Consider the following 9,703-nt stretch of genomic DNA (forward strand, 5'->3'; position numbering starts at 1 on the left):
CCATCAGACTCTGCAGCGGTAAGGCGGTAGCCAGTTAAACCATCACGCTCAATGATGTCTTCACGCAGTGATTGCGCGTCTTGAATTCGTTTTACGAAGAACGCTTTGTTAATTTCTTCTTTTTCAAATGTCCAAACACGAGCTCGAATTTGAGATTCTGGTGAGTAAGCCGCTTTTGCTAGCCATTGACCATTCTGAGCATATACGTCTACAGTTTCACCTTGTTGTGGTTCGCCTTCGACCTTATCGATACCGCGTGAAAATACCCAAGGGTGTTTACGGCGTAGTGATTTATCTCGGCCTTTAGCTAGATGAATTGAAGGAGTCATAATTTACTCTGTTTGTTGAATTTGAAGGAGGGGTATTGTCGGGGAAGTACAAGGGAAAAGCAAATAAGAAAGGGCTGCAAAAGCAGCCCTTGTATTGAACCATCATAGATGTCAGTATTAAGCTTTAAGACCTGTCAGCAAACCTTCCATCGTATCGCTCTGCTTACGAAGTTGGTCAACGTTAGAGTTACTTTTACTGATCATCTCGCAGATGCCGTCTGATTGATGACGAATCTCTTCAACGCTTTGTGCAATGTTATCCGCAACGACACCTTGCTCTTCTGCAGCAGTAGCAATTTGCGTACTACTATCAGAAATAGACTGGTTTTTCTCAGCTAAAGAACCGATCTCAACGTTCACTTCCGACATCAGTGTTTGGCCTTCATTGGCATTGTTTACTGTCACTTCCATCAGTTTTGTTAATGATTGGCTGTTACGCTGTAACGACTCGATCATGCTCTGGATTTCAACTGTCGCTTGTTGAGTTCGTCCGGCAAGAGCGCGAACTTCATCAGCAACAACTGCAAAACCACGGCCTTGCTCTCCAGCTCGAGCAGCTTCAATCGCAGCGTTTAGCGCTAACAGGTTAGTTTGTTCAGAGATACCATTGATGGTTGCGACTACTTCATCGATCTGCGCTGCATTAGCATCGAGTTCTTCTACTGCTTGCGAAGCCGATTGAATCTCTTGGGATAAGCTAGAGATCGATTCCAAAGTATTAGAAACCTTAACTTGACCACTTTGTGCGACACCACGAGCGTCCATTGTTTGAGTGCTTGAATCATGGGCAAGGGTAGCGACTTCGCGAATCGTTGCTGCCATTTGTTCAGTTGCGCTGGCGAGGCTATTCAAGTGCTCTTGTTGATTACTTGAGATATCTGAGCTTTGTTGTGTTGACTGGTTCAAATCTGAGCTGATTTGCTGCATGAGAGCAACGGACTCTTGGATTGAGAGAACCATGTTTTGTTCACGCTCGGCTACCTTATCGATAGTAATAGCAATTTCACTGAACTCATCGCGAACTAAAAAGTAGTTCATGCGACAAGTTAAATCGCCACTCGCAAGTGTGCTGAGTGCTTTGTTCATCGAGAACATAGCACCACCAATGAAAGTCATGATGTAGTAAACCCCCAGAGCTATCAGCGTGAGAGTTACTGCAATAATCGATACCTGAGTAGTAGATAGAGCTGACCATAAGTTTTGGTCATGGCTTGCGACTAAACTGAAGGCGCCATTCATGACAGAAACAGATCCTGCACCATATCCTAAAGAGATGGTTTCAGAATTACTAATGAGTTGAGACACCTGATCTTTAGTGAGTTGTCCAGCTTCAATCAGCCCTTTCGTCAGGAGCAATTCATCCTGATAAAGGTGAGCAAGTAAAGAGTCCGCGGCGCTATCTAAAACTAAAGTCAGTATAACCAGGGCGATAAGAGGTAATAAGAATAGTAGATAGAACTTTTCTTGGATTTTTAGGTGAATGAGATATTTGTCAATCCAACGAAACGGGATTTCTTTCATAATTGTAATACTCGAAGTAAGCCCACCAATAAATGGTGAATGAATAGAATCGCAACTATATCATCCATATAATTTATGAGGCAACGTTATGGATACTCTGCAGTATATTTTTGTCGTGTCAGGCGTAGTTCAATGTGTTGGCTTTCGTTATCACACCAGTAGGCAGGCGCAAGCTTTGGGTATTTCCGGCTATGCTAAGAACTTAAATGATGGTCGAGTTGAAGTGTTAGCGGTTGGAGAGGTACTGCAACTTGAGAAGTTACACGCTTGGCTTAATATTGGCCCATCGAGCGCGACAGTCGATGATGTCGTCATGTATCAAGTTAAAGATAGTGAGCGGCAGGACGTAGGTGTAGGGGAGTTTAAAATACTGTAGCTATGGCACTACAGTATTTGTCTTTTTACCTTGAGAGCAACCTAGCGCTGTTTAAGTCTACAAGCATTTTGCTGGTTTAGGTAAACCGGCGAGTTTTGTTGCTTGTTTCGCGGGACCTTTCTTAAATAATTTGAATAGGTATTTGCTGTTGCCTTTTTCTGGGCCGTGCGCTTTTTCCATCGCTTTTACGAGCATGCGAACGGCAGGAGAAGTGTTGAACTCTTCGTAAAAGCTCCTTACAAAATGCACGACTTCTAAGTGTGCTTCTGTAAGCTCAATGGCTTCATCTTGTGCAAGAATTTCAATCATACCTTCTTCCCATTGAGTGTAATCCAACAGATAACCTTGAGCGTCGGTTTCGATTTGCTTGCCGTTATATTCAAACATGTTTAATCCAGAATCCAATTAACTATGCGGATAGGGTACATGACCAAGTTTATCTTTCTCAACTGAAATTGTCGCTATCTAAAGAAATATCGCACTTATAGATACAAAAAAGCCCAAGAGATGGGCTCTTGGGCTAGATATGATTCAGTGATAGGAACGATTAGTCGTCGCTGCCCATGATGCCTAGGATGCTTAGCAGGCTGATGAAGATGTTGTAGATCGATACGTACAAGCTAATCGTTGCAGAGATGTAGTTTGTTTCACCGCCACGAATGATGTTTTGCGTTGTAAGCAAGATAACACCAGTCGAGAATAGGATGAACATACCGCTCATTGCCAATGATAGTAGAGGCATTTGTAGGAAGATGTTTGCAACCATACCTACAAGCAGTACTACGAAACCAGCTAATAGCATGCCGTTAAGGAACGACAGGTCACGCTTAGTTGTTAGTGCGTAAGCTGATGCGCCCATAAACGCCAGTGCTGTACCGCCAAGTGCAGTTAGGATGACATCACCCATGCCTGCGCCAACGTACATGTTTAAGATTGGACCGATGGTGTAGCCTAAGAAACCTGTAAATAGGAATGTGAAGACTAGACCCATGCTGTTGTCACGGTTCTTTTCTGTTAGGAATAGAAGACCGTAGAAACCAACTAGCATAATGATAAGACCAGGGCGAGGAAGGTTCATCGCCATAGATACGCCTGCTACTACAGCAGACCAAAGTAGTGTCATAGACAGTAGTGCGTAGGTGTTACGCAACACTTTATTGGTTTGCAGAGCACTTTCTTGAGATGCTGTGCGTGAAAACATAGGGCTGTTCATAATCTTCCTCGTAAGGTGACTTCAATAGTTATTAGTACATTTATGGGGCTGAAAGTTCGAAAAATCAAGTCTTTCATTCCTCTTGTATATCTAAAATAATAATCAAAATAGTCGGTTAAGTGTTTCTGAAGGTGTAACAAAGTATTTCTAATGACGTATAAAGTGTCGCTAACACTCGATGTTCAAACTTTTATAGTTACTGGCTAATGATTTATAACCTTTGGAAAACGAACGATAACATCGAAAAATAAAGAGGCGACCTAAGCCGCCTCTGTAGTTTATGCATCATAACACATTAATGGTGCAAGATTTGGCTCAAGAAGTTCTGCGTCCTGTCCGATTGTGGGTTTTCAAAGAAGTCGACAGGGTTGTTCTCTTCTATGATTTCACCGGCATCCATAAAGATGACGCGATCTGCGACCTCTTTAGCAAAGCCCATCTCGTGCGTTACACACAACATTGTCATGCCTTCTTCGGCTAATTCGACCATTACGTCTAATACTTCACGAACCATTTCTGGGTCGAGTGCCGATGTTGGCTCATCAAATAGCATAACCTGAGGATTCATACACAAAGAACGAGCAATTGCCACACGTTGCTGTTGTCCACCAGACAGTTGGCCTGGGAATTTATCCGCTTGCTCTGGTATTTTTACACGCTCAAGGAACTTCATTGCGATGGCTTCGGCTTCCTCTTTCGGCATCTTTTTGACCCAAATAGGGGCTAGAGTACAGTTCTCTAATACCGTCAGATGTGGAAACAAGTTGAAGTGTTGAAAACACATACCAACATCTCGGCGCACGGCTTCAATGTTTTTTAGGTCTTCCGTCAATTCATTACCTGAAACGAAGATATGACCCTTTTGGTGTTCTTCCAATCGGTTGATACAACGGATCATCGTTGATTTTCCTGAGCCAGAAGGGCCACAGATAACGATTTTTTCGCCTTTCTTAACCTCTAGATTGATGTTTTTAAGTACGTGGAATTCGCCGTACCACTTGTTCATGTCTTTTAACTCGATCATAAGACCTTGAGAGTTGTTTTCTGTTTGCTGCGTCATAATACGTCCTTGATCTTGTTAATTATCGTTTGTGACCGGTGTGAAGTCTGTTTTCTAGCCAAATCGAGTATCTCGACATGCCAAAACAAAACACCCAGAACACTAACGCGACAAATACATAACTTTCTGTTGAATACCCAAGCCACTCAGGGTCGGTATTCGCGGCTTGGCCAATCCCTAGTACATCAAACATACCGATAATCAAAACTAGACTGGTATCTTTGAACAAACCAATAAAGGTATTCACAATTGAAGGAATCGTGATTTTAAGAGCTTGAGGCAGAATGATAAGCCCCGTTTTTTTCCAATAGCTCAACCCTAGAGCGTCAGCGGCTTCGTATTGACCTTTTGGTATTGCTTGCAAACCACCACGGATTACTTCCGCCATATAAGCAGCACTAAACAGTACTACCCCGACAAGCGCACGTATCAGTTTATCGGTCTCCATCCCCTCTGATAAAAAGAGCGGAAGCATTACCGAGGCCATGAATAGAACCGTAATCAGTGGTACACCACGCCAGATTTCGATGTATACGGTACACATACTGCGGATGATTGGCATCTCTGAACGACGCCCTAGCGCCAGTGCGACACCGATAGGTAGTGATACAACGATACCAACAAGTGCGATGATCAGTGTAACCAGTAGGCCGCCCCATTTATGGGTATCAACAACCTCTAGACCAAATACACCACCGTATAGTAAGCCCGCAATGATAAACGGGTAGATGTTTACAAAAAATAACCAAATCCACGTACGCTTAGGTGTTTTTTCGTAAGCTAACAAAGCAACAAAAATAGCTAATGTTGCGTAGAAAAAGCGAGGACGCCACAGTTCCGCTTCTGGGTAGAAGCCGTACATGAATTGGTCCCAACGGACGCTAATGAAAACCCAACAAGCGCCTTCGCTAGTACAGGCATCGCGTGTAATTCCTATCCAATCAGCGCTCAAGAATGCCCAATCAGCTATTGCCCATAATAAAGTGAAAGCAAAGTAAGCAAGCACCACAGTGACGACACTGTTAATTGGTCCATTAAATAGATTTTTTCTTAACCAACCGACAGGTCCAACAGTATTCGCTGGAGGCGGAAGATCAGGTTGAAATTGATGTGTACTCATCTTATCTCTCCACCAACGCTACTTTGCGGTTGTATATGTTCATTAGAGCAGATGTTAATAGGCTTAGGGTTAAGTAGACGCCCATTGTCATCGCGATTACTTCGATAGCTTGTCCAGTTTGGTTCAATGTTGTCCCTGCAAAGACAGATACAAGATCGGGATAACCAATGGCCATCGCAAGTGATGAGTTTTTGGTCAGGTTTAAATACTGACTAGTTAGTGGTGGGATAATAATTCTTAATGCTTGCGGAATAATGACTAGCTTAAGAGTTCTTGTTCGCGGGAGCCCTAGAGACATAGCAGCCTCTGTTTGCCCATGGTTTACCGCATTAATACCTGAACGCACAATCTCGGCGATGAATGCTGCTGTGTAGATACTTAAAGCGAGCATCAATGCTGCCAATTCAGGAATGATGCTGATACCACCTTTGAAGTTAAACCCTTTCAGAACAGGGTACTCCGCAGAGATAGGCATACCCATAACAAAGTAAGTGACTAATGGTAAGCCCACAATCAGCGCTGCAGCAATTCGCAACATTGGTGTTTGTTGGCCGGTTAGCTTTTGTTTGTTATTAGCCCAGATGTTGATAACAAAAGTAGCGATGATACCGACAATCAATGATGCGATGACAATGCTACTGCCTTGTTCTAACACTGGAGCTGGGAAGTACAAACCACGTACATTCAAGAAAATAGCTTCACCAAGGCTCATACTCTGACGAGCGGAAGGCAATGCTTGTAGAACGGCGAAATACCAAAAAAATATTTGTAGAAGAAGAGGGATATTTCGGAATATCTCAATGTAGACAGCTGCAAATCGGCTAACTAGCCAGTTTGAAGATAACCTAGCGATACCCATACTAAAGCCCAGTACTGTGGCTAACATGATGCCTAATACTGAAACTAAAGCGGTATTGAGAAGACCTATAAAGAATGTACGACCGTATGAGAATGTTTCGTCGTATTCAATCAGTGTTAAGCCGATACCAAAACCAGCCTCTTGGGAGAGAAAATCAAAACCAGTGGCGATACCACGGGAGTCTAAGTTTGTGAGTGCATTATTTACAATCGTGTAAAAGAAAGCACAAAGCGCCGCGACGGCGAGAATTTGGAAAACAATTGAGCGAAAAGTGGGGTTGTAAAAAAGGTTGGCACTTTTGGGCTGTGGTTTTTCTTGAGTTGGAGAAATAGTTTCATTAGGTTTCATACTGCTATAACCTCAAATCCATTTAATAAATAGGGCGGAAAAGTCCGCCCTAATTGATGCTTGTAAATTTATTAACGGATTGGTGGAGCGTACATAAAGCCGCCCGCATTCCATAGTGCGTTTACGCCACGAGAGATCTGTAGTGGTGAACCTGTACCCACAGTACGTTCGAAGCTCTCACCGTAGTTACCAACTTGTTTAATGACTTGGTAACCCCAATCGTCACGAATGCCAAGGCCTTTACCTTTAGGACCGTCAACACCAAGAATACGCTTGATGTTTGGATCTTTTGACTTAAGCATTTCGTCAGCATTCTTAGAAGAGATGCCGTACTCTTCTGCGTTAATCATTGCAGAAAGGGTCCATTTAGCAACGTTGAACCACTTGTCATCATCTTGACGAACAACAGGGCCTAGTGGCTCTTTAGAGATGATTTCAGGAAGTACCTGTGCAGATTTAGGATCAGCTAGATTTAGGCGAAGAGCATATAGACCAGATTGGTCAGTTGTAAGAACATCACAACGACCCGCGTCGAAACCTTTTGATGTTTGTGCTGCCGTATCAAATACCACTGGCTTGTAAGACATGCCACTGTTACGGAAGTAATCGGCTAGGTTAAGTTCAGTCGTTGTACCTGATTGAACACACACTGAAGCGCCATCTAGTTCTTGAGCACTTGTTAGTCCAAGTTCTTTCTTAACCATGAAGCCTTGACCATCGTAGTAGTTAACGCCTACGAAGTTCAAACCTAGAGCAGTGTCACGATGTAGCGTCCATGTTGTGTTACGAGATAGTACGTCTATTTCACCAGATTGAAGCGCGGTAAAACGCTCTTTTGCTGTTAGCGGTACATACTTAACTTTAGTCTTGTCACCGAGTACAGCCGCTGCAAGAGCTTGACAATACTCAACATCAATTCCTTCCCATTCACCTTTTGAGTTAGGGTTAGAGAACCCTGGAAGACCTGTACTTACACCACAAGTTAGAAAACCTTGAGATGTGACTTTGTCCAGAGTGCTTTCTGCCGCTGATGCTGATGTTGCCATCATCGCAGTTGATGCAGCTACTACTGAAGCAAGAAGTGTTAGTTTATTTGTCATTTGTATCCTTCCTTGTTAACCAGGTGACACCTGATACTCATACTCGTTTGAGTGTCTCTTGTGTGTTGCGTTGTCTATGACCTTGTTGCTCAAATTAAGCGAGTTGCATTTTGCAAATGAAACCGTGTGCGATTTAAACAACTGTTTATAAGGTTAGGAAAGGATCCGTAGTTTCACAAATGTATAATTTAAAAAGAATTTTGAATGAAATCACAAATCCGAACACAATTAGAATGACCAAATGTTAACTGAATGTAAATAGTGCAACGGTTCACACTGTTGGTGCAACGAGATTTAGGTTTTTATATTGACGGTGGGCTAGGTAAATATTCTGAATTAAAGTCTTATTGGTGGCGCATTAGCCTTAAAAAAGGTGGAAATTTGGTCAATAAATATTTTTATTACGCTTGGATAGTTATGAATATGCTCCAAATTTGGTAGCATGTCTGAATAGTTATTGAAGTAGTCTCAAGGAAGAACATGCGTTATTTCCCAATGTTTTTGGATGTAGAGAATAAGCCAATTCTAGTGGTTGGTGGGGGCGAGGTTGCTTGCCGAAAAGTCGACAGTTTGCTGCGAGCGGGTGCTAATGTAACTTTGGTTTCTCCTAAGGTCGCACCTTACTTAAAAGAGCTAGCCGATGAAGACAAACTTCGTTGGGTTCAAAATTTTTACTCGTCACAGCTTATCTCGAAAAACTACTTACAAGTGTGGGCAACGACCGACAACCCAAACCTAAATCATCAAGTACATAATGATGCAAAAAAAATGGGTATTCTTGTCAATGTGGTCGATGACTTACCCTATTGTGACTTCATCACACCCTCAATGATAAATCGCGGACGAATCCAAATAGCGATCTCAAGTGGGGGAGCATCACCTGTTTTGGTGAGAAATATTAGAGAAAAACTCGAAACTGTATTGCCACAGAACATAGGTTTGATAGCGGACTTCGGTGCATCAAAACGCAATTCAATTAAAGAGTCCTTTCCTACTGTTGATGAACGCCGAAAATTCTGGGAGCGCTTTTTGTCGTCCAGTTTTATTAATCAAGTGACGGATAGGGATCAACTTGAATCGTACTATCAACAGTCGTTGACTGAGCAAGTTGATAGTGAAGGGCAGGTCACTTGGATCGAATTTGAAGAAGATGTTGAGCTACTTTCTATGAAGGCTTTACGTCTGATGCAAGAGGCAGAGCTAGTACTTTCACCAATCGATTGTCCATTCGAATTTATAGACTTATGCCGTCGAGATGCAGAAAGAGAGAGCTATGTTAATAGCGGAGAGCTATCAACCAAGCTTGAGCAAGCCAGAGCTGAGAAATTACGAGTGTGTGTGTTTATTCCACCAGCAAGCGTAGAGTTTAATCTATTGGTAGGTAAAGACCTGAAACTGTCTGCTGCAAAAGTGCTCAGGTGAGTGGTAGTTGATAGATTTTAGTTGAAGCGAGCGCTTTTTAGTTGTTTGCAAATCGGCTAGAGACCCTGAATAAGACTGACCGATAAATAAAAAGCCACTTCCTAAAAGAAGTGGCTTTTTGTGATTTTAAACACGACATTGTGCTGATGAATGAGCAACCACAATAAGCAGTCGCTCAAACTCGAAAATTAGTCGCGGAAGTTGTCAAACTGGAAAGGTTGACCAAGTTCACCGCTGCGAACTAGAGCCATAACAGCTTGTAGGTCATCACGCTTTTTACCCGTTACACGAACTTTGTCGCCTTGGATAGAAGCTTGAACTTTAACTTTGTTGTCTTTGATTAGCTTAACGATCT

The 9,703-nt window shown here is 42.7% G+C and carries 10 protein-coding genes and 1 pseudogene; 2 read left to right on the forward strand and 9 right to left on the reverse strand.

Annotated features, from left to right (window positions below):
* Both AB4496_RS11575 and AB4496_RS11580 read right to left on the reverse strand, forming a co-directional pair.
* Window positions 1-329, reverse strand: a pseudogene (locus AB4496_RS11575) (23S rRNA (cytosine(1962)-C(5))-methyltransferase RlmI); the annotation flags it as partial.
* Between the two features lie 117 nt (window positions 330-446).
* On the reverse strand, window positions 447-1,850 hold the full coding sequence (locus tag AB4496_RS11580) for a methyl-accepting chemotaxis protein (protein ID WP_102257899.1): 1,404 nt from the start codon (window positions 1,848-1,850) through the stop codon (window positions 447-449).
* Window positions 1,851-1,938: 88 nt separating this feature from the next.
* Between AB4496_RS11580 and yccX the strand changes: the two genes are divergently transcribed.
* Window positions 1,939-2,226, forward strand: coding sequence for an acylphosphatase (gene yccX / locus AB4496_RS11585; protein WP_102257898.1), 288 nt, complete (start codon window positions 1,939-1,941; stop codon window positions 2,224-2,226).
* A 57-nt stretch (window positions 2,227-2,283) separates the two neighbouring features.
* Here the strand turns inward: yccX and AB4496_RS11590 are convergent, their stop codons facing one another.
* From AB4496_RS11590 to AB4496_RS11615, 6 genes are all read right to left on the reverse strand, one after another.
* Window positions 2,284-2,613, reverse strand: a complete 330-nt coding sequence (locus AB4496_RS11590; protein ID WP_008223499.1) for a TusE/DsrC/DsvC family sulfur relay protein — start codon at window positions 2,611-2,613, stop codon at window positions 2,284-2,286.
* 160 nt (window positions 2,614-2,773) lie between these two features.
* Window positions 2,774-3,439, reverse strand: coding sequence for a Bax inhibitor-1/YccA family protein (locus tag AB4496_RS11595; protein ID WP_017057206.1), 666 nt, complete (start codon window positions 3,437-3,439; stop codon window positions 2,774-2,776).
* Window positions 3,440-3,734: 295 nt separating this feature from the next.
* On the reverse strand, window positions 3,735-4,499 hold the full coding sequence (locus tag AB4496_RS11600; protein WP_009846639.1) for an amino acid ABC transporter ATP-binding protein: 765 nt from the start codon (window positions 4,497-4,499) through the stop codon (window positions 3,735-3,737).
* Between the two features lie 22 nt (window positions 4,500-4,521).
* A complete protein-coding gene (locus AB4496_RS11605; protein WP_102257897.1) occupies window positions 4,522-5,619 on the reverse strand; it encodes an amino acid ABC transporter permease in 1,098 nt (365 codons plus the stop codon).
* A 1-nt stretch (window position 5,620) separates the two neighbouring features.
* Window positions 5,621-6,826: an amino acid ABC transporter permease gene (locus tag AB4496_RS11610; protein WP_009846641.1), complete on the reverse strand. Its 1,206-nt coding sequence runs from the start codon at window positions 6,824-6,826 to the stop codon at window positions 5,621-5,623.
* A gap of 71 nt (window positions 6,827-6,897) precedes the next feature.
* Window positions 6,898-7,926, reverse strand: a complete 1,029-nt coding sequence (locus AB4496_RS11615) for an amino acid ABC transporter substrate-binding protein (protein WP_004733634.1) — start codon at window positions 7,924-7,926, stop codon at window positions 6,898-6,900.
* A 480-nt stretch (window positions 7,927-8,406) separates the two neighbouring features.
* Here AB4496_RS11615 and AB4496_RS11620 point away from each other — a divergent pair, with 480 nt between their 5' ends.
* Window positions 8,407-9,348, forward strand: coding sequence for a bifunctional precorrin-2 dehydrogenase/sirohydrochlorin ferrochelatase (locus AB4496_RS11620; RefSeq protein WP_009846642.1), 942 nt, complete (start codon window positions 8,407-8,409; stop codon window positions 9,346-9,348).
* 188 nt (window positions 9,349-9,536) lie between these two features.
* Here the strand turns inward: AB4496_RS11620 and AB4496_RS11625 are convergent.
* Window positions 9,537-9,703: DUF520 family protein (locus tag AB4496_RS11625; RefSeq protein ID WP_372131010.1), on the reverse strand; the 167-nt coding region annotated here is incomplete at its 5' end.

Origin of the sequence: Vibrio sp. 10N.222.46.A1 (assembly GCF_041473595.1) — a bacterium.
Classification (GTDB): domain Bacteria; phylum Pseudomonadota; class Gammaproteobacteria; order Enterobacterales; family Vibrionaceae; genus Vibrio; species Vibrio tasmaniensis_A.

Coding starts and splice junctions, on each gene's coding strand:
- AB4496_RS11580 (WP_102257899.1), bottom strand. CDS start 1,850: ATGAAAGAAATCCCGTTTCGTTGGATTGACAAATATCTCATTCACCTA.
- yccX (WP_102257898.1), top strand. CDS start 1,939: ATGGATACTCTGCAGTATATTTTTGTCGTGTCAGGCGTAGTTCAATGT.
- AB4496_RS11590 (WP_008223499.1), bottom strand. CDS start 2,613: ATGTTTGAATATAACGGCAAGCAAATCGAAACCGACGCTCAAGGTTAT.
- AB4496_RS11595 (WP_017057206.1), bottom strand. CDS start 3,439: ATGAACAGCCCTATGTTTTCACGCACAGCATCTCAAGAAAGTGCTCTG.
- AB4496_RS11600 (WP_009846639.1), bottom strand. CDS start 4,499: ATGACGCAGCAAACAGAAAACAACTCTCAAGGTCTTATGATCGAGTTA.
- AB4496_RS11605 (WP_102257897.1), bottom strand. CDS start 5,619: ATGAGTACACATCAATTTCAACCTGATCTTCCGCCTCCAGCGAATACT.
- AB4496_RS11610 (WP_009846641.1), bottom strand. CDS start 6,826: ATGAAACCTAATGAAACTATTTCTCCAACTCAAGAAAAACCACAGCCC.
- AB4496_RS11615 (WP_004733634.1), bottom strand. CDS start 7,926: ATGACAAATAAACTAACACTTCTTGCTTCAGTAGTAGCTGCATCAACT.
- AB4496_RS11620 (WP_009846642.1), top strand. CDS start 8,407: ATGCGTTATTTCCCAATGTTTTTGGATGTAGAGAATAAGCCAATTCTA.